The organism is Scandinavium tedordense, assembly GCF_024764965.1.
Lineage (GTDB): Bacteria > Pseudomonadota > Gammaproteobacteria > Enterobacterales > Enterobacteriaceae > Scandinavium > Scandinavium tedordense.
Genome location: NZ_JALIGG010000058.1, coordinates 16,703 through 43,021 on the forward strand (window position 1 = coordinate 16,703; position 26,319 = coordinate 43,021).

Genomic DNA, 26,319 nt, shown 5'->3' on the forward strand with positions numbered 1-26,319 from the left:
TAATCACTATCACTCATATTTACGAAACTTTGCATCGATTGACTGCGGTTCACACTGAAGGGTGTCAGGCATGTTTGTTCCATTTCTCATTATGTTACGCGAAGGGCTGGAAGCGGCGCTGATTGTCAGCCTGATAGCAAGCTACCTTAAACGCACGCAGCGAGGACGCTGGATTGGCGTCATGTGGATTGGCGTGTTTCTCGCCGCCGCGCTGTGCCTGGGACTCGGCATTTTCATCAACGAAACAACCGGCGAGTTTCCGCAGAAAGAGCAGGAAATGTTCGAAGGCATCGTGGCGGTTATTGCGGTGTTCATCCTGACCTGGATGGTGTTCTGGATGCGCAAAGTGTCGCGCAACGTGAAGAAACAGCTGGAAGACGCGGTGGATAATGCGCTGCAAAAGGGCAATAACCACGGTTGGGCGCTGATCCTGATGGTCTTTTTCGCCGTGGCGCGTGAAGGGCTGGAATCGGTATTCTTCCTGCTGGCCGCATTCCAGCAGGATCTTGGCATCTGGCCGCCGCTAGGTGCAATGCTCGGCCTGGCGACCGCGGTGGTCCTTGGTTTTCTGATTTACTGGGGCGGCATTCGCCTGAATCTCGGCGCGTTCTTCAAATGGACCAGCCTGTTTATTTTACTGGTGGCCGCAGGGCTTGCCGCCGGGGCGATTCGGGCCTTCCATGAGGCGGGGCTGTGGAATCACTTCCAGGACGTGGCGTTTGATTTCAGTACCACACTTTCTACCCACACGCTGTTTGGCACCCTGCTGGAAGGTATTTTCGGCTACCAGGAAACGCCAAGTGTCAGCGAAGTTGCGGTGTACTTTATCTATCTGATCCCGGCACTGGTGCTGTTTTCCATGCCGCCGCGGGCCTCCACGAGTCCTTCTCGTACGGTGTAATCAGCGACAGCAATGATTGACTAATAGTTACAACATACTTATTGAAAGGGATGGGTCATGACGATTAATTTCCGCCGTAGTGCGCTGCAGCTGGGTATCGCTGCGTTGTTATCTTCTGCGTTCTCTGCGCAGGCCGCCGATATTCCGCAGGTTAAGGTTACGGTCACCGACAAACAGTGTGAACCGATGAACATTACCGTTAACTCTGGTAAAACCCAGTTCATCATCCAGAACCACAGCCAAAAAGCACTGGAGTGGGAAATCCTCAAAGGGGTGATGGTGGTGGAAGAGCGTGAAAACATTGCGCCAGGTTTCACCCAAAAAATGACCGCCAATCTGCAGCCGGGCCGTTATGAAATGACCTGTGGCCTGCTGACTAACCCGAAAGGCCTGTTGATTGTTAAAGGTGAAGCCACTGCGGACGCGGCGAAAGCCAACGCTGTGCTGAGCCTGGGCGATGCGATTGCCGACTATAAAACCTACGTGACGGCACAAACTGCAGAGCTGGTGAAAGGGACTCAGGCCTTCACCGACGCGGTGAAAGCGGGCGATATCGAGAAAGCCAAAGCGCTGTACGCTCCGACCCGTCAATACTACGAGCGCATCGAACCGATTGCTGAACTGTTCTCTGATCTCGACGGCAGCATCGATGCCCGTGAAGACGATTACGAGAAGAAAGCGGAAGACCCGAAATTCACCGGCTTCCACCGCCTGGAAAAAGCGCTATTTGCTGACAACTCCACCAAAGGCATGGATCACTACGCCACTCAGCTGAACAGCGACGTGCAGGAACTGCAGAAACGCATCAGCGAACTGGCCTTCCCACCGTCAAAAGTGGTAGGCGGTGCTGCCGGTCTGATTGAAGAAGTCGCGGCCAGTAAAATAAGCGGTGAAGAAGATCGTTACAGCCATACCGATCTGTGGGATTTCCAGGCTAACGTCGACGGCGCCCAGAAAATTGTCGACTTGCTGCGTCCTCAGCTGCAGAAAGAAAACAGCGCGCTGCTGGCCAAAGTGGATGCCAACTTCAAGAAAGTCGACACCATTCTGGCGAAGTACAAAACCAAAGACGGCTACGAGACTTACGATAAGTTGACTGACGCTGACCGCAATGCGCTGAAAGGGCCGGTAACGACGCTGGCAGAAGATTTAGCGCAGCTGCGTGGGATCCTCGGACTGGACTAAAGCGTTATGACTCAGAGCAAACCGCACGACGTGACCGAGCCGTCACGTCGTCGCTTACTGAAAAATATCGGCGCGCTGGGAGGCGCGCTGGCGTTGACCGGGGGTTGTCCGGTCGCCCATGCGGCGAAACCGCAAAGTGCGCCGGGGACGCTGTCTCCGGATGCGCGAATGGAAACCCAGCCGTTCCACGGACTGCATCAGGCGGGCGTGCTGACTCCTCAGCAGGCATCGATGATGCTGGTGGCGTTTGACGTGCTGGCGAGCGATAAAGCTGACCTGACACGGCTGTTCAAATTACTGACCGACAGGATAACTTTCCTCACCACCGGTGGGCCCGCGCCCGATACGCCGAATCCGCGGCTGCCGCCGATGGATTCCGGGATCCTCGGGGCGTATATCGCGCCGGATAACCTGACTATTACCGTTTCCGTTGGTCAGTCGCTGTTTGACGAGCGCTACGGGCTGGCGGCGCATACACCGAAAAAACTGCAGCGCATGACGCGTTTCCCCAACGATTCACTGGATGCGGCTCTGTGTCATGGGGATCTGCTGCTGCAAATCTGCGCTAACACCCAGGACACCGTTATTCATGCCCTGCGTGACATCATCAAGCATTCGCCGGATTTACTGAGCGTGCGCTGGAAGCGGGAAGGTTTTATCTCTGATCACGCCGCGCGCAGTAAAGGTAAAGAGACGCCGGTGAATCTATTGGGCTTTAAAGATGGCACCGCGAACCCGGACAGCCACGACGCGAAGCTGATGGATAACATCATCTGGGTGACGGACGGGCAGGGTGAACCCGCGTGGGCTACCGGCGGTTCTTACCAGGCGGTGCGCATCATTCAGTTCCACGTGGAGTTCTGGGATCGTACGCCGCTGAAAGAGCAACAGACTATTTTCGGGCGCGATAAGCATTCAGGTGCGCCGTTGGGAATGCAGCTCGAGCACGATGTGCCGGACTACGCCAACGATCCGAACGGCGATGTGATTGCACTAGACAGCCATATTCGTCTGGCCAACCCGCGCACGCCGGAAACTGAATCCAACCTGATGATGCGACGCGGATACAGTTATTCGCTCGGCGTGACCCACTCCGGCCAACTAGAAATGGGCTTACTGTTCGTTTGCTATCAGCACGACCTGGAGAAAGGATTCCTTACCGTGCAGAAGCGGCTCAACGGCGAGGCGCTGGAAGAGTATATTAAGCCGATTGGCGGCGGGTATTTCTTTGTTCTGCCGGGAGTAAAAGCGCGTACTGATTACCTTGCACAAGGCTTACTTGAAGCCTGAGTTGCTCTCGGTTGCTGAAAAAAAAGGTTCATGTCTGGCATGAACCTTTTTTTTCATGTGCTCTAAAGAGAACAGCGACAGAATTCGCTTTAAGGCCTTTATTGAATTTTTACGCCAGAAAATTTCGACACCCTCGTCATCCGCAGGGACAACTCCGGCGCAATAATCTCGCTTTTTCTACGCCTTAAATGAAGACTGACATCTTTCTGTCATTGTTTTGTCAGAGACTCTCTCTGCTGGTGGAGATAGCATGGTTGCCTGTAGGTAAAAAATATGTTGCATTTATGCTAATTCATGATGTAATTATTACAACAGCGGTAGTTTCCGGCAGTGAGTGAAAGTAGCCACTTAGGAGATCGCGGATGGTAAGGTCCTGTTCTGGACATAAAAGTAAAAATAACTGCACCAAACAGCGCGGAGGCCTCACCTCCGGCAGCGATTTCTTCACCACTGAATTTCCCTCTTCGACAACAACTCATGAATCACCCGATGTGATGCGCGGTGCGCGTAGTCGCGTCATCACGTCCGATCAACCGGCAAGCAATGGCTTAAAAGGAAGCCAAACCTCAGACGTTAGTGCGCATAATCGTGTCGAAACGGACACGTGTAATGTTGACCAACAACTCAAGGTGCTATCCATGGGAAGACAAAAAGCAGTGATCAAAGCTCGTCGTGAAGCAAAACGTGTGCTGAGACGGGATTCACGCAGTCATAAACAACGTGAAGAAGAATCGGTCACCTCGCTTGTGCAGATGAGTGGCGTAGAAGCAATTGGCATGGCAAGAGACAGCCGTGATCATTCTCCAATTGAAGCTCGCAATGAAGCTCAGGCGCACTACCTGAATGCTATCGAGAGTAAACAGCTGATTTTCGCCACCGGCGAGGCAGGGTGTGGGAAGACCTGGATCAGCGCAGCGAAAGCGGCAGAGGCCCTTGTTCATAAGGATGTGGACAGGATAATCGTCACCCGTCCGGTTCTGCAGGCCGATGAAGATCTTGGCTTCTTACCCGGGGATATATCCGAGAAGTTCGCCCCGTATTTCCGCCCGGTCTATGACGTTTTGGTCAGAAGACTGGGGGCGTCCTTCATGCAATACTGCCTGCGCCCGGAAATCGGCAAGGTAGAGATCGCGCCGTTCGCCTATATGCGCGGACGTACATTTGAAAACGCGGTTGTTATTCTGGACGAGGCCCAGAACGTAACCGCGGCGCAAATGAAGATGTTCCTGACGCGCCTCGGGGAAAACGTGACGGTTATCGTTAACGGCGACATCACCCAGTGTGACTTACCACGGGGTGTAGTGTCCGGATTGAGCGATGCGCTGGCACGTTTTGAAGAGGACGATATGGTCGGTATCGTTCGCTTTAATAAAGACGACTGCGTGCGGTCCGCGCTCTGCCAACGAACATTACACGCCTACAACTGAGTCTGATTTGCCGAAGATAAAGCCCGCGAAATGCGGGCTTTGCTGTTTCTGAGGTAGGCTATTGTTGCCTGCTGGTGTAGCGCTTATTAGGCCTACGGGTCATAGACGAAAAAAAAGCCCGCATTTTCATGCGAGCTCTTCTTAAAATATGGCGGTGAGAGAGGGGTTCGAACCCTCGATACGTTGCCGTATACACACTTTCCAGGCGTGCTCCTTCAGCCACTCGGACACCTCACCATATTGTATCGCTGCCTTACCTCTCGGGGGCAACGGGGCGCTACTATAGGGAGTTGGATGAAAACGGTCAAGGATAATTTCTGGCTTTTGACGTATTCGGTTAAGCAATGAACACCGCTGTACGATTCAGCTTCATTTACCTTCCTGTCGCTATCACTTTTTCCGCTTTCCAGCAGCGAGTAGCCTGATTACCAGGAAGAGTGCGCAATGGCTGTGGAGCGCTACAGCCACTTTCTGCCCATGGGCAGCGATCGCGAAAATAGCAGCCAGTCGGGAGGTGACGGTTACCGGGCAGTTCGGTATTTTTTGGGGCTTCACCCAATGGAGTGTCAAGGCGCGGTACCGACTCCATCAACAAGCGGGTATAGGGGTGTGCCGGGGCTTCCAGAACGTGTTGGGTATCCCCCATTTCCACCACCTGGCCGAGATACATCACCGCCACACGGTCGCTCATATGGCGTACCACCGAGACGTTATGCGAAATGAGAATGTAGGTCAGATTTTGCTGTCGCTGCAAGGCCACCAATAGATTCAGGATTTGCGCCTGTACTGAAATATCCAGTGCAGAGGTGGGCTCGTCGAGTACCATAATATCGGGCTGAGCAGATAGCGCGCGGGCGATAGCGATTCGCTGTCGCTGTCCGCCGGAAAAGGCGTGCGGTGGGCGGTCAAGATATTCTGGCCGAACCCCGACCTGTTGCGCCAGTTGTTCTGCCAGCGCCCGGCGAACCTTTTCACTGGAGCGCGATGCAATCCATACCGGCTCCGTAATGATGCGCCAGACCGGCAGGCGTGGATCGAGTGAGGAGAGCGGATCCTGAAACACCATTTGCATTCCACCCCCGGGTCTGTCTGCCGGTAAGCGGGAGCGATCGAGCTGGCCTGTGCCCGGCGTCAACATTCCCATCAACAGTTTTGCCAGGGTGCTTTTGCCGCAGCCAGATTCCCCCACAATACCCAGCGTTTCGCCGCGTCGTACCGTTAAATCGAGGCCATTGAGCGCATGAACATACTCGGTCACCTTACCGAGCCAGTTTCTCCGGGACGGGAAGGCAAGGTGAACATTGGTCAGTTCGAGCAGGCAGTCAGACATGCGCGTTCTCCTGTTGTGGATACCAGCAGGCGATGGCCCGACTGCCGTCATCCAGCGGGCGTAAAGGGGGCACGTTGCCACAGGCTTCCCCCGCGGCGAAACAGCGCTCACGGAAGACACAACCTGCCGGTAAGTTTGCCAGGTTGGGCACCGTTCCAGGAATAGAAGGAAGCGTTGAACGAGGTTCGCGGAATTCTGGCGCGCTGTTCAACAAACCGAGGGTGTAAGGATGTTGTGGATGGTTCAACAGGCTGTGAGTATCCCCGCTTTCGATTACCGATCCGGCGTACATCACATACAAACGGTCACATAGCTGGGCGATGATCGCCATATCATGGCTAATAAACAGGACGGCGGTGCCTGTGGCTTTCGCTTTTTGTTTCAGCAGCCGCAGCACCTGGCGTTGGACCGTGACATCCAGCGCGGTAGTCGGTTCATCGGCAATCAACAGGTCCGGGTCGCAGGAGAAAGCGAGAGCAATCATCACCCGCTGACGCATACCGCCGGAAAGCTCAAAAGGGTAGCGGTCCATCACCTGTAACGGATCGGCTATTTGCATATCCGTTAACAGCGTGGCGGCACGTGCGCGGGCTTCGCGGACGGATAAGCGGCGATGCTGACGGATCACATCGACCATCTGCTTGCCAATGCGACGTGTAGGATTGAGGGCGGTCATCGGCTCCTGAAAGATCATCGCCACCCGACTGCCACGTAGCGTTCGCAAGGTTTTCTCCGGCGCAGTCAGCATGTCGGTACCCAGCAGGTTCACGCTGCCGCTGTTTATATGGTAACTATCGGGCGGGATCAGGCGCATCGCGACCATTGCCGTCACTGATTTGCCAGATCCGGACTCACCCACCACACCGACGATTTCTCCCCGGTTAACGTGCAGAGAGACCGCGTTCAGTACATGCGCCTCGCTTTGATAGAGCGGGAAGCTTAAACACAGGTCTTGAATGCTTAATACCCGTTCGCTCATCATTGACGCCCTCCTGATTTCGGATCCAGCAGGTCCTGAATTCCGTCGCCAAACAGATTAAAGCCCACTGCGGTAATCAGAATGGCTGCGCCAGGAAAGGCGCAATACCACCACTGATCAAGCACATAGTTACGCCCATTAGCGACCATCGCCCCCCATTCTGCCGTCGGTTGTTGCGCTCCCAGGCCGATAAACCCCAGCGTTGCGGCCATCAGGATGGCGCTGCCGATATCCAGAGAGGCCTGAACGACCAGAGGGGGCAGGGCATTACGCAAAATATGCCAGCTGATCAAATGCCAGCGGGAGGCACCAAAGGTGACGGATGCCTCCACAAAGGTGTGTTGACGAACCACCAGCGTCTGGCCGCGCGCCAGGCGTACATAAAACGGAATGCGCACAATGGCGATGGCCAGCATTGCGTTAAACAGGCTGGGGCCGAGTGCCGCCGCCAGCGCCATAGTCAGCACCAGTGAGGGAATCGACAACATAATGTCCATCAGCCGCATAATAAGGGCATCGCTGCGCCCGCCGAGCACGCCGGAAAGGCAGCCCAGCAGCGAACCACTGATCCCGGCGATAAGCACCACCGCCAGTCCGGCGGCCACTGATTGCTGGCTACCAATCAGCACCCGGCTGAACAGGTCCCGTCCAACTTCATCGGTCCCAAACCAATGGACGAGAGAAGGGGCTTGCAAGCGGGCGGACAAATCGATGGCATTCGGATCGTGCGGGACCAGCCAGGGCGAGAAGATCATCATCAGCAACACCAGCACCATGATCCCGCCGCCAATAAGGGTCAACGGACTTTTACGTAACAGCCACAGGCGGCGTTTCCAGATAAGCGTGGGGTTCCTTTTCACCACCGCTAGCGGTGGTTGTTGAGTCATCATCATTGTTTTTCTCCCCTACCGACGCGCGGATCAATCCACAAATACAATAAATCAACGGCCAGATTCACCAGCACGTAAGCAAACGACACCACGATGGCGAAGCCCATCACCGCCGGGAAATCGAGGGACTGAATAGAGGTCACCACGTAAGCCCCCATCCCAGGCCAGGAGAACACCGTTTCGGTGAGTACTGCGCCGTACAGGAGATCACCGAGTGCCAGCCCCAGTACCGTGACGGAAGGGATCAGCGCATTCGGCAGGGCGTAGCGCACCACGATGGTGAATTTGCTCAAGCCGCTTGCCAGCGCGGTGCGGACATAATCTTCGCTCAGTTGCTCCAGCATCGCGGAGCGAATCTGGCGGGCGACAATACCGACGTGGACAAAGGCCAGGGTTAATGCAGGCAATATCAGATGCTGGAGTGCGTTGAAGAACACCTCCATGTCGCCGGCCAGCAAGGAATCAATAAGATAGAAACCGGTGATACGGGCAGGTGGGTCAAGCCAGTCATCAAGTCGTCCGCTACCCGGTAGCAGGTTGAGCTTGCCGTAAAACAGCACGATAACCCCGAGTCCCAGCCAGAATGCTGGGGTGGAAATTCCGGTCAGCGCCATCAGTCGCACCAGATGATCGGTCCAGCGATTGCGATAAACCGCCGACAGCACCCCCAGCGGTACACCGACAATCAACGCAATAAACAAGGCACAGATTGCCAACTCAAGGGTTGCAGGGAAAAAGGCCCGCAAATCTTCCAGCACCGGGCGACCGGTACGGATAGAGGTGCCCAAATCGCCGTGGGCCAGGGCGTTGACATAATGGGCAAATTGCTGCCACAGCGGCAGATCCAGCCCAAGTTGATGACGGATGTGCTGCACAATCTCATCGCTGGCGCGCTCACCGGCCAGCAGTCGCGCCGGGTCACCGGGGATCAGGTGTGAAATAATAAAGGTGATCACACAAACCCCGACGACGACCAGAACCAGTCCCCAGCAGCGCTGGCGTAGTAAACTCCAGAAACTCATATTGACGCCCTCTGCCAGGCCCGGAGGCCTGGCATCGTGTGGTAATGATACTGAGGGTTATTTGTGCATCTCCGCGATATTGAAGATCTGCTCCAGCATGGGGTTAAACACGTAGCCTTTGACGTCTTTATTGACGGCGACCTGATAGTTTTTCTGGAACAGATAGACATAAGCCGCCTCATCGATGACCATTTTTTGCGCCGCCTGGTAATCCTGGGTTCGCGCGGTCTGATCGGTGGTTGAGACGGCTTTTTTCAGCAAAGCATCTACCTGCGGATTGCTATAGAACGAGCGGTTCCCCGGTAGCCCTTTTTTGTCTGATTCGAACCAGTAGTTCATGAACATATACGGATCGGCAAAATCGGGGCTCCAGTTACCGATGGCAATGTCGTAATCCCCTTTACCGATTCGCTCGCGCATAGTGGCATTCGCCAGTTTCTCCAGCTTGACGCTTATCCCCAGTTTTTGCAGGTTTGCCTGCGTCGAGAGGGCAATAGGTTCCCAGTTAGGGTCGCTATCGGAATAGAGGAAGGTCAGCGATGACGGCTTGCTGGCAACTTTCTCGAATGCCGATTTGGCCTTGTCGAGGTCGAAACTGTACTGCATGGCGTTGGCGTCGTAACCCCACATCCCTTCCGGAATAGGCCCACGCATCTGTTTACCATTACCGCCGAGGATCCCCTTCACCATCCCCTGATAATCCGTCGCCCAGGAGACGGCATGACGCAAGTCAACCTGATTCATCGGCGGTTTACTGTTGTTCAGATACAGATAGGTGACACGCAGCGCCGGGTAATCATTGACCGTCACTTTGCCTTCTTTTTTCAGTGCCGCGAACTGATCCACCGGCAGGGCGTCGGCAATATCCACATCACCTTTAGTAACCTGGAGGCGCCGGGCTGCGCTTTCACCGATAATTTTCACGCTGACGCGCTTAAAGGCTGGGGCCGGGCCGCTGAAATGCGGGTTAGGGACGAGGATCAGCTGTTGGCCTTTTTGCCAGCGTTGCAGTTTAAAGGCTCCCGAGCCCGCAGTATGTTCTGCCAGATACCCTCTGGCGTCATCGGCGGCGTGTGCTTTTAATACCGTCGGGTTAATGATGGAAGCCCCGTCATTGGCGAGGGTGTGCAGGAAGGGCGCGAACGGTTCACTGAGGGTAAAGCGCACTGTTGTTGGGTCGACAGCGTCGATTTTCAGACTGGCAGGAAAGGCCTCCGACGGGCCTTGTTTGATACGTAACAGGCGTTCGAAAGAGAGTTTTACCGCGTCAGCAGTCACCGGGGTGCCGTCATCGAATTGTGCATTATTGTGTAGGGTAAAGGTCCAGACTTTACCGTCGTCGGAGGTCTGCCACTTTTCCGCCAGGTCACCCTCGACGTCCGTGGAACCTTTTCCGTCCTCGGTTTTGTACTTCACCAGACGCTGATAAGCCGGATAAGTGACAGTCCAGTCGTTGTTATCAATGGTCACCGCTGGATCCAGGGTTTGTGGATCGGCGGCTTTGCCGATAACCAGCATATCTTTAGGAACGGCCGCTAAAGCCGGATGAGCAAAGGCGGCCAGGGCAGCAGCAAGCAGCAAAGGTCGAAAACGTAATGAGGCTGTGTGGGGCTTGTTCATGGCTAAACTCCGTCGCGTTGGTCTGGAGAAATACAGGTGAATAGATCATCAAGCAGCGGATAACCGGCCGCACCCGGCACTTCAAAATGCCACCATTCACTGGTGATCCCGACAAAGCCGCCACCGAACATAATGGCGTTGAGCAGCAGACGATTACGCTGGGCGGTCAGGGGAACGTCCGGGTGGTATGGATGTGAAAGGACATCCATCTCATCAAAATCGGTACCCATATCCAGCGGTTCACCCTGACCGTCCAGGAGTGTGACGTCGATGGCGGTGCCGCGACTGTGGTTCGACCCGCGTGACAGCGGGACGACATATTCCTGATTAGGACAGGCCTCCCACAGATACGCCTGCGCCTGTTGCGGGCGATAGGCGTCCAATACCAGTAGCGTTAATCCGGCGGCATCGGCAATTACCAGACTTTTCTCCAGTGCCTTTGCGGCCTCAGGGTGCAGCAGACAGCGTGCTTCACTGTAAATCGCCCGACCGGTGATGTTATCGGCGGTGGCGTATTTCAGGTCTATCTTCAGCCCGGGAAAGCGGGCGGCGATATCGACCAGTTGTTGTTCCTCACTCATCTCAACGTTCCTGTTTTATTAACGTTCAAATTGCCCAAATTCCTGCTGAAGCTGGCGATTGTGCGCAAGCCGTCCCGGCAGAGCCGGCCCCAGTTGCTCTACCACCGCCGACAGCAGCAGATTGAAAAGACAACTCACCGGCGCGAGGGAGTCCCAGAAGTGGCCGGTATCGGTTTTGACCTGTAATAAATCCAGTGGGTAATCGCGCGCCCACGGACACCAGATATCGGTGACCAGCGCCATTGGGATGTTGCGTGCTGACGCCGCCTGACAAAACTGGCGTGCGGTGATGGAGTAGGCGCGAGTATCCGTCAGCACAATATAGGGATCGCTGTATTCAGAATTTAGCGACTCCAGCCAGCTACCGGAACTGCCGTCGGCATAGATAACCCGTGGGCGCAGATATTCGAGATGGCTGAAAAAGGTATTGGCGATCCCGCGGGTCGACTGGATGCCGACCACGATGATGGAATCAGCCCGCGCAATTCGCTGGCTGATGCGAGCGAAAGTTTCCTGTGCAGCGAGTTGGTAAACGTAGCGTATGGCATCCAGCTCCATCTGCAGAGAGAGGCTTTCCCGGTCGGGCCGGTGTTGCTGCTGCGCCCAGCTATCCAGCCTGTCGGTCACGCCCCAGTGGCGATATGGCGAGCTGGAATGCACTTTCAGGCTGTTTTTAACATCCTCGAGATTGCGGTAGCCAAGCTTGCGCAAATAGCGTCCCACGGTAATGCCGCTGGTGCCGGTCGCCAGAGCAATGCTGTCGGCCGTCTCAAATGGAATATGTTCCCGATGGCTCAGCAGCCAAGAGCCAATTCGTTTTTCACTCGGCGTAAGGAGGCTGAAAGCGGATTCAATTTTTGTGAACAAGTCTGCGTTATCGCTCATGGTCGCCTCGATGACAGCGTGCTCTCATTGTTTCTTAGCGTGTTACTTGAATAACAAAGCACGATGTATGCCATGTTGCCAGTGACGCGGGAAATGCCGTCTGCACGGGCAAGAGTGATTTTTAAGGTGAACGATCAGCGTAGGTGTGGGGAGGAAAACGCACAAAATGGGTGCAGCAAATCCGGATGTTTCATCACAAAAAGAAAACATTACATTAACATTGGCGACGCTTGCATCTGATTATTGGCCCTTCACGCAGGACCAAAAATATTCCGGCTCAGCACCCCGACAGCCGTCGTCGGGGGCAGAGGCGTTGTGGCCCGTCGCAGGGAGGGCCACGGCCGTGGTTTACTCTCTGGCGGCGCTCAGCGCGGCAGTACCGGTGCTGGTTTTAGGCAGTTGTCTGCGTTGCACACTGCGTGCGGCAAATGGGGTGATGATCAGCGACAGTATCGATAACGCGCCAATCACTAAATATCCAGAGGTCAGGTTCACGTGTTGCAACATGAGCCCCATTAACACCGGGCCGACAAACATGCCGCAGGAATAGATAGTCTGAAACAGTCCCATGCGTGTCGATTGTTCATCTTCGGAGGTGTTCACCACACTCAATGACATGGTGACGGCAAAGGCGGCCCCAAACGAGAAACCTGCCATCGCCTGCCAGAGGTAAATGATATACAGATTACTGGTATAGGGAATGGCGACGCTGGAAACTATCTGCATCACGACAGCAATCAGCGCGGTATTCAGCAGCCCGAAGCGGGTATAAAACACCGAACTACACAGCGCGATAGCCAGCGCGTAAAACAGCAAATGAACATTGCTTAACAGGGTCAGGATGCCGGCTTTGCCGCCAAGTTGCTGGGCATAAATTGGCGTTAAGGTATCGCGGGTGGCAAAGGGCACCAGAATAACCAGGGTCGCGAGTAAACCAATCAGCCAGACTGAGGGATCGGCCAGTTGCCGACGGGCACTTACGATACAGGCATTCAATGTTGGTGCCCGCGTTGCATCATGCACATCCTTAATACGTATCGTCAGGATCAGTGCCATAAACGCGGAGATGCTTGAAACAAAATACCCCGCGGCATGGCCGAAAAAGTGGATCAGCGTGCCGCCGATACAGTTGCCGAGAAAGACGCCCAGCGGCCCCGCGAGTGCCAGTAATGCCACCGCCGCAGGGGCATCTTTGCGATCGAAGTAACGAATAAATAAGACGTTGTACAGCACCCAGGTGGCCGCCGTCACCCCGTCGGCTGCTTTCGCCATATAGAGGGTGACTGAATTAGGTTCCAGCCACGCAATCGGCCAGGTGACCAGCGGCAACAGCAGACTGAGCTGGATAAAAATCTTACGGCTCTTCACCACATCAGAGAGGATGCCGATCGGGAAGCGGACAAACAGCGTCGCCAGACCACTGGCTCCCATAATTAATCCCACAACTTCGGGTTGCATCCCGTCACTGATCAGCATCGGGGCCAGAAACGCATCAATGCTGTGAATACAGATGTAAAACAGAACGCTGATGCTAAAAAAAAGTCTGACGTCTGAACGACGAATGAGTGCACGAAACATGGTGGTGAACCTCTTTTAATGAAGGGGGGGATTACCCATCAAGTACGGCATTAACCGGGATCATCCGCTGTCGCAGACCGCATCTTACCGGTATCACTGACGGCATTTTTTAGTGCTTTGCATACGAATGCAAACATTGAAGTTATGAAAACGTTTCAGAGTTGTAAAGGCTAAGTTTGTAAATGTGAAAAAAATAATTTTGTTTGTTGCATACGCATGCAAAGATGGTGTAAGTATAAAAAAAGGCATTGCGCCGAGGACCAAAAACGCCAGTCAGGCGTTGCCTTGCGAGTCCGTTATACTGATACAACAAGAGGTTAGGGGACTTAAGCGTGATGACTGAAATATTAAAAAGGAACCGCGGCAATGAAACGTAAGACTTTTGGTCCGGTGACGTCGCAACAGGTGGCACAGATAGCGGGCGTGTCTCAATCCGCTGTTTCAAGGACCTTTACGCCAGGGGCGAGTATCTCACCGGCGACGCGTGAAAAAGTGCTGAAAGCAGCACGCGAATTGGGGTATCGGCCTAACGCCATTGCCCGTTCGCTCAATACCGCACGTTCGCGGATTGTTGGGGTGGTGATGTCCTACTTCGACAACCAGTTTTATCCGCAGGTGCTTGAAACGCTGGCGCAAAAACTGGATGAGCTTAATTACCATTTACTGCTGTTTGTCGGCGATCGTGACGGCAACGTCGACCGGATTTTTGACCAAATCATGCAGTATCGCGTCGACGGTATCGTGCTGGCGTCAGTCTCGCTGTCGATGGAGTTATCGCAGGAGTGCGTGGCCGCAGGGATCCCGGTGGTGCTGTTTAACCGCAGCGAGGAGAGCGGTATGGTCTCCAGCGTGAACAGCGATAACGAAACGGCTGCCCGACAAATAGCCCACTTTTTGTTGGCCGGAGGGCATCATCGCTTTGCTTATGTCGCCGGGATTGCCGATTCGTCAGTGAATCAGGCGCGGCAGAAGGGATTTACGGAAACCCTTCACCGTCAGGGTATTGCCTCTGTTCATGTGGTTCAGGGAAATTACGATGCGGAGCAAACCCGACGGGCCGCCAGCGAACTCTTCTCTGTATCGCCCACGCCTGATGCCGTGTTCGCCGCAAACGATCATATGGCCCTGATGGTAATGGATGTTGCGCGCTACGAATTTGGTCTGCGCATCCCGGAAGATGTCTCGGTGATTGGCTATGACGATACCGGGCCTTCTGGCTGGCCTTCTTATGCGCTGACTTCAGCCTCGCAGCCCGTAGAAGCCATGGTTCAGGCAACGGTGGCGTTACTGATGAAACAGATTGATAGCGGAACGATTGAACCTGAGCAGGTGGTGGTGCCCGGACTGCTGGTGGTCCGTCACTCTGCCCGGCGGCCACAAGTGGGCGTGGTGGAAAAAGATGGCGTCTCGCTGTTCCAGTTGCAGGAGGTTGAATGAGCAGGTTACCGGGCTTCAGCCCACAGTTTGATTCTATCCAACAATTTATTTTGACCCTGACGCACGTGGTATGGGAGCAAAAGGATATTGGTCAGTTGGCCGACTTCTACGCCACCCCCGTCGTGTTTCAGACGCCGGAAAAGCGGCTCACCGACCTGTCGCAGTTTATGCGGCTAACGCTGGAAGCGATGCACAGTTTTCCGCAGCGTAAAGTCCTGACTGAAGACATCCTGTGCAGTCATTCCGCGCATAACGAATATTATGCAGCGCAGAGATCGCTGGCCTGTATTCAGCATTCGGGCGAAGGCTTTTATGGCTTACCCAGCGGTAACACTGTGTGGGTGCGCACATTTACTGACCGTATTTGTGCCGAAGGCGCGGTGCGTCAGGAATGGTTGTTACAGGACAGAGCGGCGATCATTAACCAGATTGGACTCAATGTCCGGGAGTTCGCGCGTGAAATGGCGCGGATGCGTCAGGAAGCGGGCGTCGAGATGTTGTCGGCAGAAGAGCTGGACGCGCTCTGGGCCGGCGGTCCGGAAGGTGATGACGTTGAAGGCGCGTTGGCGGGGCTTGTGGAGCGCTATCTGTCAATGTGGGCGGGCGGCAACGGCGGTGTGGTGCCTGGGTTGTACCATCCGGCGGCGACACTGCATGGGCCCGGGCATGTGTTACGCACCGGCGAGCAGGACATCGGTGCCTTCCTGTCAGGCTATCGTGCTTCGTTTGCCGATAGCGAAACGCAGCTTCATCATTTGATTATTCGTCGTGATGCAAATGAACCCGTGAGACTCTCTTTGCGCTGGTCGTTATTAACCTGGCATGATGGATATGGTCAATTTGGTGCTCCGTCTCGTCGCCCAATATCGATTACCGGCATTAGCCAACTTGAATTACGCGACGGGTTAATCATACGTGAATATCTGGGGATTGATGAATTAGCCATCTGGTCGCAGATCTACAGTTAATATAGGGGGAGCAACACTCCCCTTAAAATAAAGAATTCCGAAGCGATAAACTGTTTGTTTATTGCGGGAAGCGTTTGTCTACATTTTTTAATCAGCATTATCACCGCGTAATTGGGTGAGGCGTCACTGTAGCCGTAGTCTGTGTAATAAAACGTTATTTCTGCCGCAACGGGGTGGGCATAAATAACCTGTACAGAATACGACATTATATAAATGCAATGCAGGAGGTTATATGTCTTCAACTGAAACTACCCAAAAAGCACCGGCAGTCGCAGAAAAAAGTAATGTAAAATCCAGCCGTGATGAACCTGTATTACAGGTTGAACGTCATGACTTTGTCGATCTGGTACCGGAAAAACGGCCACGTGCGCAATCACTTCGGGGTTTTGATGATTGCTATACCGATATTGTCGATTATATCGTGCGCTGTACCCATAAAATTTGGGACGAACGTGATGTCGGTTTAATTTATACCCACTATACCCACAACTGCGTGTTATATAACGCACTGGGAACGATGTATAACCGCGAGCAGGTTGTACAGGATACTATACAGCGTCTGGTTGCATTCCCGGACCGCCGAGGAATGGCGACCCAGGTTATCTGGAACGGGGATGATATTAACGGTTTTTATACCTCACATCTGGTCACCGGCACCGGTCGCCATACTCAATACAGTCATTTGGGTAAACCTACCAATCGTACGTTTGTGACCCGGACAGTCGCCGACTGTATGATCCACGAAAATAAAATCTATCGCGAGTGGGTGGTCAGCGACAATATGTCAATGATGCGCCAGTTAGGGCTTGATACCGATGCAGTGGCTTACGGAATGGCGAAGGAGCAATTTGATAAAGGTTTCCGCGTCACCGATATTGGCGAGAACCGCCGTATGGTTGGCCAGTATCCACCGGAAATGACGTGTGATGACTCTATCGCTCATACCGATATCGAAGCGCAATGTCTGCAATGGTTCCATGAAATTTATAACCGCCGCATGCTGGGTAAAATCAAGGATGTCTATGCGCCGAATGTGCAATGGCACGGTCCATTGATGAAAGAACTTTACGGCCAAGCCGCTGTGATTCACCAAACGCTGGCGCTGATTGGAATGATCCCGGACGGCGCATGGATCCCGCAGCACGTGTGCTCGAATCCTTGCGATGAAGGCGGCACCAAAGTGGCGATTCGTTGGATAATGGAAGGGCATCATCTTGGCTATGGCGAACTGGGTAAACCAACCGGCGAGCGACTGTTCGTGATGGGGATGTCCCATTACCACATTGTGAATGGCAAGATTGTGGATGAGTGGGTGATTTACGATCATCTGGCTCTGCTGGCGCAAATCAAACTGGGTCAGATGGAGGCCTGAAAAATGAGTCGGATCAGTGATAACGAGGTCCAGTTCGTCAAGCGACCACAGGGACAAGATCTGCAAGCCGATCTTACGTTGAGTACAACCGTGCAGCAGATTATTGAGCAGGTTCGTGCCCGGGGCGATGAGGCGCTACGTGATTTCTCTGCAAAATTCGACCGTACCGTGCCGGAGGCGTTCGAGGTTTCAGCGCAGGAAATAGAGGAGGCACTTGCCGGTATTGACCCGCAGACCCGTAAGGATAGTGAATTCGCTATTGCTCAGGTCAAACGTTTTGCGCAGGCGCAACTGGCGACAATGCAGCCGCTGGAGGTCGAAACGCTGCCTGGCGTACATCTTGGGCACCGTATTATTCCTATTGAAACGGTAGGTTGCTATGTGCCGGGTGGACGTTACCCGATTCTGTCTGCGCCAATTATGTCCATCGTGCCTGCAGTGGTTGCCGGATGCGACAATATCATCGCCTGCTTACCGCCAGGCGCTCACTCTGCGATGATCGCCATTTGCCATCTGTCGGGGGCGCACCGTATTTTCAAAATTGGGGGCGCTCAGGCCATTGCTGCGATGGCCTGGGGTACAGCCTCGATCCCGGTTGTCGATAAAATCGTGGGTCCTGGCAATGCGTTTGTCAATGAAGCGAAACGCCAGGTGTTTGGCAAAGTGGGTATCGATGCGCTTGCCGGGCCGAGTGAAATCTATATCGTCGCTGATGACAGTGCCGATCCGCGTATTCTGGCGGCCGATTTACTGGCGCAGGCAGAACATGATGTTCACACCCGTGTTGGTATGGCCACCACCAGTCAGCGCGTTGCGCAGCAAACCTTGGCTGAAATTGAAAGGCAGTTGCTGAACCTGCCAACGGCAATCACTGCGGGTGAAGCCTGGAAACGGCAGGGCGAAATAGTGATTTGCAAAGATGAAGAGCAGCTGATTGCATGGGCCGATCATATCGCGACAGAGCACCTGCAGGTCCACACTCGCGACCCGCATGGCACCGCCGGTAAGATCCGTAATTATGGTTCCCTGTTCATTGGACAAAACGCCAGCGTGGTGTTTTCGGACAAATGCTGTGGCACCAACCATACGCTGCCAACCATGGCGGCAGCGCGTTACACCGGCGGACTTTGGGTCGGTGCTTATGTGAAAATTTGCACCCATCAATGGATAGATGACCACGGAATTGCTGCCATTGCAGCACCTGCGGTGCGTCAGAGCCGAACCGAGGGGATGCAGGCGCATCGTCGTGCCGCCGAAATCCGCCTGGATCCTCAGGCAATAGATGAAATTACTGCGGGGAAAAAGGATTGACCTGAGCGACGGTAATGTATTTTCCGTACAGGTGTGCAAGGCCGCATGACGTTATTGTGGCCTTGCACACCACAGACGAAAAAAAAGCCCGCATTTTCATGCGAGCTCTTCTTAAAATATGGCGGTGAGAGAGGGGTTCGAACCCTCGATACGTTGCCGTATACACACTTTCCAGGCGTGCTCCTTCAGCCACTCGGACACCTCACCATATTGTCGCCCCAACGCTGCTGGGACGGGCGCTAATGTAGGGAAAAGCGTAACTTACGTCAATCAACTTTTTCAAAAAAACGTCCAATAAGACAAACTTCGTCCAACCTGCTTTCGTAATAACCGCGATTCGCTTTTTTTCTCAGCATTCGCCTTTCCGCCGACAGGCTGCAAAAATTTGCTATGCTGACAATCCAATATAAAACAACGCGAAATCGACGCGCCGCAGACCTGCATAAGAATGGCGCAGTATATAAAGGAGAGCAGTATGGAGATTATTTTTTACCATCCCACCTTCGACACCCAGTGGTGGATCGCCGCGCTGGAAAAACAACTGCCGGGTGCCCGCGTCCGTGAGTGGAAAAGTGGTGACAATGACCCCGCTGATTACGCGCTGGTGTGGCACCCACCGGTAGAGATGCTGCAAGGCCGTGAGCTGAAAGCCGTCTTTGCGCTGGGCGCAGGCGTCGATTCCATTCTCAGTAAGTTGAGAGAACACCCGGAGATGCTCCCGCTTTCCATTCCGCTGTTCCGCCTCGAAGACACCGGCATGGGTCTGCAGATGCAGGAATACGCCGTCAGTCAGGTGCTGCATTGGTTCCGTCGCTTTGATGATTATCAGGGGCTCAAGCAGCAGACGCGCTGGGAGCCACTGCCAGAATTTACCCGCGAAGAATTTACCATTGGCATCATGGGCGCTGGCGTGCTCGGCAGTAAAGTGGCGGAAAGCCTGCTGGCCTGGGGATTCCCGGTACGGGTCTGGAGCCGCAGCCATAAAGACTGGCCGAATGTGATGAGCTTCGCGGGGGAAAGTGAAATGGCTGACTTCCTGCGTGAAACGCGCGTGCTGATTAATCTGCTGCCGAACACGGCGGAAACGGTCGGCATTATCAATCATGCGTTGCTCAATCAATTGCAGGATCAGAGCTATCTGCTGAACCTCGCGCGCGGCGTGCATGTCAATGAAGACGAACTGCTACGTGCGCTGGAAAATGGCAAGCTAAAGGGCGCAATGCTCGACGTGTTCAGTCGTGAACCATTACCGGTGGAAAGCGCGCTGTGGCGCCATCCTCGCGTGACCATGACGCCGCACATCGCGGCGGTGACTCGTCCGCAGGAAGCCATTGCCTATATCGGTAAAACCATCACTGGTCTGGAGCGCGGAGAGACGGTCACCGGGCAGGTCGACAGAGCCCGCGGATACTGAGTTCAACCCGGCTATGCCGGGTTTTTCGCTAATAAAGGCCGCCCATTCCTGCTATGCTTGGACATATAAAGAAAGAGGAGAATGTGATGTATCCTGTTGACCTGCATATGCACACCGTCGCCAGCACCCACGCTTACAGCACCCTTCATGACTATATCGCCGAAGCGAAACGCAAAGGGATCAAACTGTTTGCCATTACCGATCATGGGCCAGATATGGCCGATGCCCCGCATTATTGGCATTTTGTGAACATGCGTATCTGGCCGCGAATGGTCGATGGCGTGGGCATTCTGCGCGGGATAGAATCCAATATTAAAAACACGCTCGGTGATATCGACTGCACCGGCCCAATGCTGACTTCGCTGGATTTCATCATTGCCGGCTTCCATGAGCCTGTTTTCCCGCCGCAGGATAAAGCGACGCACACCGAAGCGATGATTGCCGCTATCGCCAGTGGCAATGTCCACATGATTAGTCATCCGGGAAATCCAAAGTTCCCGATTGATATCAACGCCGTGGCGGAAGCGGCGGCGAAGCACCATGTCGCGCTGGAAATCAACAACTCCTCGTTTGTATCATCTCGTCTGGGCAGCGAAGATAACTGTCGGGCCGTTGCCGCGGCGGTGCGTGACGCTGGGGGCTGGGTGGCGTTAGGTTCTGATTCCCACACCGCGTTTACTCTGGGTAATTTTACCGAATGCCGTAAGATTCTGGACGCCGTCGAGTTCCCGGAAGACCGTATTCTCAACGTTACGCCGCGCCGCTTCCTGGATTTCCTCGAATCGCGGGGCGTGCCGCCGATAGCCGAATTTGCTGAACTGTAATTCTCTGAATGGAATAATTGAATGAACGAGTTTTCAATCCTCTGCCGCGTTCTGGGCTCATTGTACTATCGCCAGCCGCAGGATCCGCTGCTGGTCCCGCTGTTTAACCTCATTCGTGATGGCAAACTGGCGGCGAGCTGGCCGCTCGAACAGGATGAGCTGCTGGAGCGTCTGCAAAAGAGCTGCGATATGCAACAGATCTCAGCAGACTACAATGCACTGTTTGTTGGCGACGAGTGCAGCGTTTCTCCGTACCGTAGCGCATGGGTTGACGGTGCGACCGAGGCTGAAGTGCGCAGTTTCCTGTCCTCACGCGGCATGCCGCTGAGCGACACGCCTGCCGACCATATCGGTACGCTGCTGCTGGCGGCGTCATGGCTGGAAGACAATTCAGCGGATGATGAAAGTGAAGCGGTCGATACGCTGTTCACTGACTATCTATTGCCGTGGGTCGGCACGTTCCTTGGAAAAGTTGATGCGCACGCCACGACGCCATTCTGGCGCACGCAGTCGACTATCACGCGCGAGGCAATCTCAGCGATGTGGGATGAGATCGAAGAAAGTAGCGAACAGTAAGTGTGATATTAATCACATGTAAAATGTAACGGAGTGACATTCGTTGCAAATTTTGTGCTCGTGATCTCATCTGAAAACCGCGCATCTGCTATGATGCGCGACATGAACATACTTCTCTCTCTCGCACTGACAACAGGCATTCTCTCCGGACTCTGGGGATGGGTAGCCGTGTCGCTCGGCCTGCTCAGTTGGGCGGGTTTCCTCGGCTGTACCGCTTACTTTGCCTGTCCGCAAGGTGGGCTGAAAGGTCTCGCCATCTCAACCGCCACCGTCTTGAGCGGCGTGGTATGGGCGCTGGTGATTATCCACGGCAGCGCGCTGGCGCCGCATCTGGAAATCTTCGGCTATGTCATGACCGGAGTGGTGGCGTTCCTGATGTGCCTGCAGGCCAAACAGCTGCTGCTCTCTTTTGTGCCGGGCACGTTCATCGGGGCGTGTGCCACGTTTGCAGGGCAGGGCGACTGGAAGCTGGTGGTGCCGTCGCTGCTGGTAGGGTTGATATTTGGCTACGCGATGAAAAATAGCGGGCTGTGGCTGGCAGCAAGAAGCGCCAGACGGCAGGCACCGGATAACGCCGTGAAGCAATAACTGTCGCACAACAAAAAAAGCGTAGCCTCGAGGCTACGCTTTTTTTTGTCTGAACCGGAATCAGGATTCCGGCGGTGAAGCCATATCGCGGTATTTCGCGAGAATTGGGTTATTGGCTTCTGAAGAACTTTGCAGGTTCCACAGTCCACGATCGATCCCGTCGTTAATCAGATAAATAACGCCTGTTTCAATCGCTGACATCAGACACAACATGACCGGTTCGTTCGAGGTATACCCAATTTCGCCTTCCAGCAGACGCTGGTAGTCAATAAAGCGGAACACCCCGGCCTGAACTTCATAAGACAATATAGTCTTGCTGGTAGTAACAGAGGAAAGGACTTCGCCGGTACTGACGTTAATCACGCGAAGGTTGACGGCAATCTGATCAAGTTGATATTGCGTGTCGCCACCGATACCAAAATAACGCGCGCCAACACCGCCGGATTTCACGTTACTTTCATAACCGATAATCGACCCTTCAATAATGACGTTCGCAGAACTTAACGATTGTAATGGTGCCCGGTTATTTACGCCGACGGTGCCATTTTCCTGCGCTGCTCGAATGATTTTTCGTTCATTGAGCAGGTTTTGTAATCCCTGACGTTCCAGTGGAATGAACCATTTGGAGTCTTTCAACGCCGTCACCAGCATCGCCGTCGCACTTTGTGGTACCGCCGTTGAGAAGTTACTCGCCGGATAAGGTTTAAATTGCCCGGTTTCATCCTGAATATTGTAGACAGAAACGTACAGCTTGCCCTGCGGAGAAGGCAGGTGGGTAAGGTCACGATAGCTTTGCGCCCGTGGCATTAACGTCGGTTTTGCCGCCTCTTTCGGTGGGGCGGTCAGACAGCCACTGAGTAGGACGACCACCAGAAGTATAAATAAACGCTTCATGATTATTTTCCTGTACGGGTCTGTGACTATTGGTCACTCGTAGACGTCTGTTGCACTCCGGAGACCTGGATAGTCGAGGTTTTCCCCGTACTTCTGTCGGTCACGTTAAGCGTGAGCAGGCCACTGCTGTTTTGTATATCGACAATAAAGTCGTTAGTGACGAGGCGACCCGGTTTCCCGGTAGCGACGTTACCCAACAGGCCACTTAATAATTGTGACTGGATAGCTGACGTGAAGTTATCTAACGCCGACGGCGCGGTATAACCAAAATCGTCACTCCCACCAGGTGCTTTATACGAGTTCTGCGCCTGGGCTTCATTTAGCAAAAAAGCGCCGTTATTCGGGTTTCCACCGAAGTTTGGGTTTACGAACTGGAAAACCATATTACCGGCCCAACTTGCTGGTGTAATAAAAACGAGCAAAGCGACAGTACAGGCGATACGCATGATTGCCTCCACCCTCTATGTTTAAAATTCGTCGTGTGCTAAATCGTCCGTTTTTAATAAGGCCTGGTCGATTTGGCGTTTATTGATACCTTCTTGCGTAATTTGTACAGCTGCGTCTACGGTCTTATCAAATTCCCGTCTTATCGGGAATAAAAAGGTCTGGAATAAAATATCCTGATTAACAGTTATTGTTATCCAACTCCCCCAGCGTGCGCTGGGTCTTTCATTTATGGATATATTCTCTCGGGTAGTACTGGCCCATTTATCAGTAAAGGAACGATAAAAATCGTGCCCTACCGATGATACGGTGTGATCGGCCACGATACCCGGTATCTCCACCTCTCCGGCATGCAGAGAGGGCGCAAGCAGCAGCAGGTTTGCAGCTGCAAGCCAGCACAGGGAACGTTTCATGGTGTCTGCCTGTTAACTTAACGCCTGAGATTATCATTGGCCCAGGAGACGGCCTGGGTCCGGTTTTTTACAGCTAACTTCTTGAAAAGATTATAGAGATGTGTTTTAACGGTGTTTTCGCTAATGAACAACGAGCGGGCAATTTCCACGTTGGAAGAGCCGACCCGCAATTTATTCAAAATTTCCCGTTCACGCTGCGTCAGCATTGCGCTTTCGGCATTGTTGTAACGGTAGTTACCTGAATGCGTAATCAAATAGCTGGCGAGCTTATGCGAAAAGTAACAATCGCCATGCATAATCATGTTTAACCCTTCGATCAAACGTGATTCAGTTTCATTGTTATAAAAGACACCGTTGATATGTGGCCAGTTTTCTATGTCCCTGAAAGGGTACTCCTCGGGTGTATTGAGTAATACCAGTTTCATCCCGTTGTTTTTTCGGCCTAAATTTTCCTGCCAGTGAGTGATCAGCCTTTTATCCGCTTCCATCATATCGAAGATCATGATGCTGTCAGGCAACGTCTCTTCGATAATACGATGAATGTTTTGTACTTTTCCTGAGATATCCAGAGTCGATTTTAAATATTGTAAAAGTGCGCTGGCTTGTAAGGACGGCTTTGTTACAAGTACAAGCGTACTGCCTAAACTATGGACTTCATTTAACATGATGAAACTCCAACGTTTTATAGCAGCTATCAGTTTTCCCCGTAAAAATACGGGGGTCCAGAAGTACTGATTGAGGCTGCATTGCTGTGTATACGTATTGTCGAAAACCCTAAGGAGGGTAAAAAGTCAATAAAACAATATTAGATACTTCAGTGTTCAATCTAGTCATTGCTAAATTTTAAGCAAGATCAAACACTGTAACAAAATGTAAGATGGAATATTAAAATGTAAATATCAACTTCGTGAATCATTTAGAAGTGATGATAAAGTTGTACACGGAAATAAAGTCGCAGCAACTTAATAAGTCACACAAATGATCTAATTCGTTAATATCTAAAGGATATATTATTGGCTGTGCGTTGACTTCCCTCGTTAAAATAATACTTGGGTTTGTAACGCTTTTATCTTTAGAAAATTTTGGTCAAATGAGATCGCGATCCTGATCTTCGTGAGTTGTTTTTTTCTGCCGCGCTAAACACCTTGATTTATAAGATTATCCGTTTTTTTAGATATGTTCTGATAATAGAAACACAAATAATCATATTTAAAGACGGGGACATAGCGTAATTCTAATGCTTAGGAATGATCCGAAAAATTTAAAATCAACCTTGCGGGTGACACCATTTAATTTTGGTCAGCAACATACTGTTCATCGTAACGTCGCATTAACAACAACGTCGGCGTTATTTAACAGCAACAGAATTAGCCAGGATTCAAGCGGGTGGAACATGAACAAGAAAGTGTATTTTCTGTCGTTAACACTGCTGGCGATACCTGGATTAGTAGCTGCATCGGGTTATGATCTGGCAAGTCCAGAATATAATCTGGTCGCCAATGGGCTTAACTCTAATCTTGCTAATGAAACGGCAATTGTCGCTCAGCAAGGTTATGGGAATGGCGCGAATACTCAACAGGATGGAAATCATCAAATAGCCGTTGTTTCTCAACGAGGTAATGGTAATCAGGCTGATGTTTCTCAATCCGGTGGGTACAATCTGGCCTACGTAGATCAGGCCGGAAGTAGTAATGATGCAGATATTAGCCAATCAGGCTATGGGAATACGGGGATTATTATCCAGCGAGGTTCGGGTAATCAGGCCAGTATTTCACAGCAGCAGTCCGTAGGTACTAAAACAGTTATTGTGCAAAACTCGTCGCAAATGGCCGTTCGTGTATTAACACGTTAATGGTTATAAGACGAAACCTAATCAAACCAATGGGGGTTTTATGAATATTAAAATGTCTATGATTGCAATGGTTCTTGTTTCTGGCGCAGCATTTGCGGGTGGTCCTGGCAGCGGTGGTCCTGGTGGTCCTGGTGGTCCTGGCGGCGGCGGTAGTCTGCCACAAGTTAATTCCAGTAATGAAACTGTGAATATTTATCAGGAAGGCGGTAATAACGGCGCCAGCGTGGATCAAAGTGGGTCCAAATACGCAGATGTGAACATCTCACAGAAAGGTCTGAACAACCTGGCAACTGCAACACAAAGCAGTGCCTACAACAGTGATATCAACGTGTCACAGGTTGGTTTTAGCAACAGCTCAAGCAACCTGCAAACCGGCGATAACTCCACTATTAACGTCAGCCAGAACAACCTTTACGGCTGGGGGGCGGGTAACTCTGCCAACGTGAATCAGACCGCTGACAGCTCTATTGTCAACGTGACTCAGAACGGCTCTGCTAACTGGGCGAACGTATACCAGCATTAATCTGGGATTCGCACT

26 protein-coding genes and 2 tRNA genes are annotated in these 26,319 nt (G+C 52.9%); 14 read left to right on the forward strand and 14 right to left on the reverse strand.

What is annotated here, in order from left to right:
- Positions 1 to 70 precede the first annotated feature (70 nt).
- The 4 genes from efeU to phoH all read left to right on the forward strand — a co-directional run bounded on the left by efeU (position 71) and on the right by phoH (position 4,803).
- Positions 71 to 901 carry an iron uptake transporter permease EfeU gene (gene efeU / locus MUU46_RS19395; protein ID WP_159761297.1) on the forward strand — a complete coding sequence of 277 codons (831 nt, stop codon included), beginning with the start codon at positions 71 to 73 and terminating at the stop codon, positions 899 to 901.
- 57 nt (positions 902 to 958) lie between these two features.
- Positions 959 to 2,086, forward strand: a complete 1,128-nt coding sequence (gene efeO / locus MUU46_RS19400) for an iron uptake system protein EfeO (protein ID WP_159761299.1) — start codon at positions 959 to 961, stop codon at positions 2,084 to 2,086.
- A 6-nt stretch (positions 2,087 to 2,092) separates the two neighbouring features.
- A complete protein-coding gene (efeB, locus tag MUU46_RS19405) occupies positions 2,093 to 3,376 on the forward strand; it encodes an iron uptake transporter deferrochelatase/peroxidase subunit (protein WP_159761301.1) in 1,284 nt (427 codons plus the stop codon).
- Positions 3,377 to 4,014: 638 nt separating this feature from the next.
- The gene (gene phoH, locus MUU46_RS19410; protein ID WP_168713829.1) at positions 4,015 to 4,803 is read left to right on the forward strand and encodes a phosphate starvation-inducible protein PhoH; all 789 of its coding nucleotides are present in this window, start codon (positions 4,015 to 4,017) and stop codon (positions 4,801 to 4,803) included.
- A gap of 149 nt (positions 4,804 to 4,952) precedes the next feature.
- Here the strand turns inward: phoH and MUU46_RS19415 are convergent.
- From MUU46_RS19415 to MUU46_RS19455, 9 genes are all read right to left on the reverse strand, one after another.
- Positions 4,953 to 5,040, reverse strand: a tRNA-Ser gene (locus tag MUU46_RS19415).
- A gap of 136 nt (positions 5,041 to 5,176) precedes the next feature.
- Positions 5,177 to 6,133 (reverse strand): ABC transporter ATP-binding protein, encoded by a 957-nt coding sequence (locus MUU46_RS19420; protein ID WP_258966394.1) that lies wholly within the window; start codon positions 6,131 to 6,133, stop codon positions 5,177 to 5,179.
- The gene (locus MUU46_RS19425) at positions 6,126 to 7,112 is read right to left on the reverse strand and encodes an ABC transporter ATP-binding protein (RefSeq protein ID WP_258966821.1); all 987 of its coding nucleotides are present in this window, start codon (positions 7,110 to 7,112) and stop codon (positions 6,126 to 6,128) included. Before MUU46_RS19425 ends, MUU46_RS19420 begins: the two co-directional genes overlap by 8 nt.
- Positions 7,112 to 8,005: a D,D-dipeptide ABC transporter permease gene (gene ddpC, locus MUU46_RS19430; RefSeq protein WP_159761325.1), complete on the reverse strand. Its 894-nt coding sequence runs from the start codon at positions 8,003 to 8,005 to the stop codon at positions 7,112 to 7,114. Before ddpC ends, MUU46_RS19425 begins: the two co-directional genes overlap by 1 nt.
- Positions 8,002 to 9,024 (reverse strand): ABC transporter permease, encoded by a 1,023-nt coding sequence (locus tag MUU46_RS19435; RefSeq protein WP_258966395.1) that lies wholly within the window; start codon positions 9,022 to 9,024, stop codon positions 8,002 to 8,004. The genes ddpC and MUU46_RS19435 overlap by 4 nt, the downstream gene beginning before the upstream one ends.
- Before the next feature lie 57 nt (positions 9,025 to 9,081).
- A complete protein-coding gene (locus MUU46_RS19440) occupies positions 9,082 to 10,644 on the reverse strand; it encodes an ABC transporter substrate-binding protein (protein WP_258966396.1) in 1,563 nt (520 codons plus the stop codon).
- A 2-nt stretch (positions 10,645 to 10,646) separates the two neighbouring features.
- Positions 10,647 to 11,225 (reverse strand): D-alanyl-D-alanine dipeptidase, encoded by a 579-nt coding sequence (ddpX, locus tag MUU46_RS19445; protein ID WP_258966397.1) that lies wholly within the window; start codon positions 11,223 to 11,225, stop codon positions 10,647 to 10,649.
- 18 nt (positions 11,226 to 11,243) lie between these two features.
- Positions 11,244 to 12,110, reverse strand: coding sequence for a MurR/RpiR family transcriptional regulator (locus MUU46_RS19450; RefSeq protein WP_258966398.1), 867 nt, complete (start codon positions 12,108 to 12,110; stop codon positions 11,244 to 11,246).
- Positions 12,111 to 12,458: 348 nt separating this feature from the next.
- Positions 12,459 to 13,688 carry an MFS transporter gene (locus MUU46_RS19455; protein ID WP_258966399.1) on the reverse strand — a complete coding sequence of 410 codons (1,230 nt, stop codon included), beginning with the start codon at positions 13,686 to 13,688 and terminating at the stop codon, positions 12,459 to 12,461.
- Positions 13,689 to 14,054: 366 nt separating this feature from the next.
- Between MUU46_RS19455 and MUU46_RS19460 the strand changes: the two genes are divergently transcribed.
- The 4 genes from MUU46_RS19460 (at position 14,055) to hisD (ending at position 18,776) form a co-directional block, all read left to right on the forward strand.
- Entirely contained in the window at positions 14,055 to 15,125 is a 1,071-nt protein-coding gene (locus tag MUU46_RS19460) for a LacI family DNA-binding transcriptional regulator (protein WP_159761336.1), read from the forward strand.
- Positions 15,122 to 16,093 (forward strand): nuclear transport factor 2 family protein, encoded by a 972-nt coding sequence (locus tag MUU46_RS19465; protein WP_258966400.1) that lies wholly within the window; start codon positions 15,122 to 15,124, stop codon positions 16,091 to 16,093. Before MUU46_RS19460 ends, MUU46_RS19465 begins: the two co-directional genes overlap by 4 nt.
- 232 nt (positions 16,094 to 16,325) lie before the next feature.
- Entirely contained in the window at positions 16,326 to 17,465 is a 1,140-nt protein-coding gene (locus tag MUU46_RS19470) for a nuclear transport factor 2 family protein (protein WP_159761339.1), read from the forward strand.
- A 3-nt stretch (positions 17,466 to 17,468) separates the two neighbouring features.
- Positions 17,469 to 18,776 (forward strand): histidinol dehydrogenase, encoded by a 1,308-nt coding sequence (gene hisD / locus MUU46_RS19475; RefSeq protein WP_258966401.1) that lies wholly within the window; start codon positions 17,469 to 17,471, stop codon positions 18,774 to 18,776.
- 119 nt (positions 18,777 to 18,895) lie between these two features.
- On the opposite strand, the gene MUU46_RS19480 is transcribed toward hisD, so the two are convergent.
- A tRNA-Ser gene (locus MUU46_RS19480) sits at positions 18,896 to 18,983 on the reverse strand.
- A 268-nt stretch (positions 18,984 to 19,251) separates the two neighbouring features.
- Here MUU46_RS19480 and ghrA point away from each other — a divergent pair.
- The 4 genes from ghrA (at position 19,252) to MUU46_RS19500 (ending at position 22,178) form a co-directional block, all read left to right on the forward strand.
- Positions 19,252 to 20,190 (forward strand): glyoxylate/hydroxypyruvate reductase GhrA, encoded by a 939-nt coding sequence (gene ghrA, locus MUU46_RS19485; RefSeq protein ID WP_258966402.1) that lies wholly within the window; start codon positions 19,252 to 19,254, stop codon positions 20,188 to 20,190.
- 86 nt (positions 20,191 to 20,276) lie between these two features.
- The gene (locus tag MUU46_RS19490; protein WP_185153783.1) at positions 20,277 to 21,014 is read left to right on the forward strand and encodes a phosphatase; all 738 of its coding nucleotides are present in this window, start codon (positions 20,277 to 20,279) and stop codon (positions 21,012 to 21,014) included.
- A 21-nt stretch (positions 21,015 to 21,035) separates the two neighbouring features.
- Entirely contained in the window at positions 21,036 to 21,590 is a 555-nt protein-coding gene (locus MUU46_RS19495; RefSeq protein ID WP_258966403.1) for a TorD/DmsD family molecular chaperone, read from the forward strand.
- A gap of 102 nt (positions 21,591 to 21,692) precedes the next feature.
- Complete coding sequence (locus tag MUU46_RS19500; RefSeq protein WP_258966404.1) at positions 21,693 to 22,178, forward strand: DUF1097 domain-containing protein; 486 nt, start codon at positions 21,693 to 21,695, stop codon at positions 22,176 to 22,178.
- Positions 22,179 to 22,238: 60 nt separating this feature from the next.
- Here the strand turns inward: MUU46_RS19500 and csgG are convergent, their stop codons facing one another.
- Genes csgG through csgD form a run of 4 tightly spaced genes read right to left on the reverse strand, consistent with a single transcriptional unit; the run spans position 22,239 to position 24,594 of the window.
- On the reverse strand, positions 22,239 to 23,072 hold the full coding sequence (csgG, locus tag MUU46_RS19505) for a curli production assembly/transport protein CsgG (RefSeq protein WP_159761345.1): 834 nt from the start codon (positions 23,070 to 23,072) through the stop codon (positions 22,239 to 22,241).
- Between the two features lie 26 nt (positions 23,073 to 23,098).
- Complete coding sequence (gene csgF / locus MUU46_RS19510; RefSeq protein ID WP_258966405.1) at positions 23,099 to 23,518, reverse strand: curli production assembly/transport protein CsgF; 420 nt, start codon at positions 23,516 to 23,518, stop codon at positions 23,099 to 23,101.
- 21 nt (positions 23,519 to 23,539) lie between these two features.
- On the reverse strand, positions 23,540 to 23,929 hold the full coding sequence (gene csgE / locus MUU46_RS19515; protein WP_110509818.1) for a curli production assembly/transport protein CsgE: 390 nt from the start codon (positions 23,927 to 23,929) through the stop codon (positions 23,540 to 23,542).
- A 17-nt stretch (positions 23,930 to 23,946) separates the two neighbouring features.
- Positions 23,947 to 24,594 carry a biofilm master transcriptional regulator CsgD gene (gene csgD, locus MUU46_RS19520; RefSeq protein ID WP_159761347.1) on the reverse strand — a complete coding sequence of 216 codons (648 nt, stop codon included), beginning with the start codon at positions 24,592 to 24,594 and terminating at the stop codon, positions 23,947 to 23,949.
- A 728-nt stretch (positions 24,595 to 25,322) separates the two neighbouring features.
- Between csgD and csgB the strand changes: the two genes are divergently transcribed.
- Both csgB and MUU46_RS19530 read left to right on the forward strand, forming a co-directional pair.
- Complete coding sequence (gene csgB / locus MUU46_RS19525; RefSeq protein WP_258966406.1) at positions 25,323 to 25,781, forward strand: curli minor subunit CsgB; 459 nt, start codon at positions 25,323 to 25,325, stop codon at positions 25,779 to 25,781.
- Positions 25,782 to 25,821: 40 nt separating this feature from the next.
- Positions 25,822 to 26,304, forward strand: coding sequence for a curlin (locus MUU46_RS19530; protein WP_258966407.1), 483 nt, complete (start codon positions 25,822 to 25,824; stop codon positions 26,302 to 26,304).
- The last annotated feature ends 15 nt before the right edge of the window (positions 26,305 to 26,319 follow it).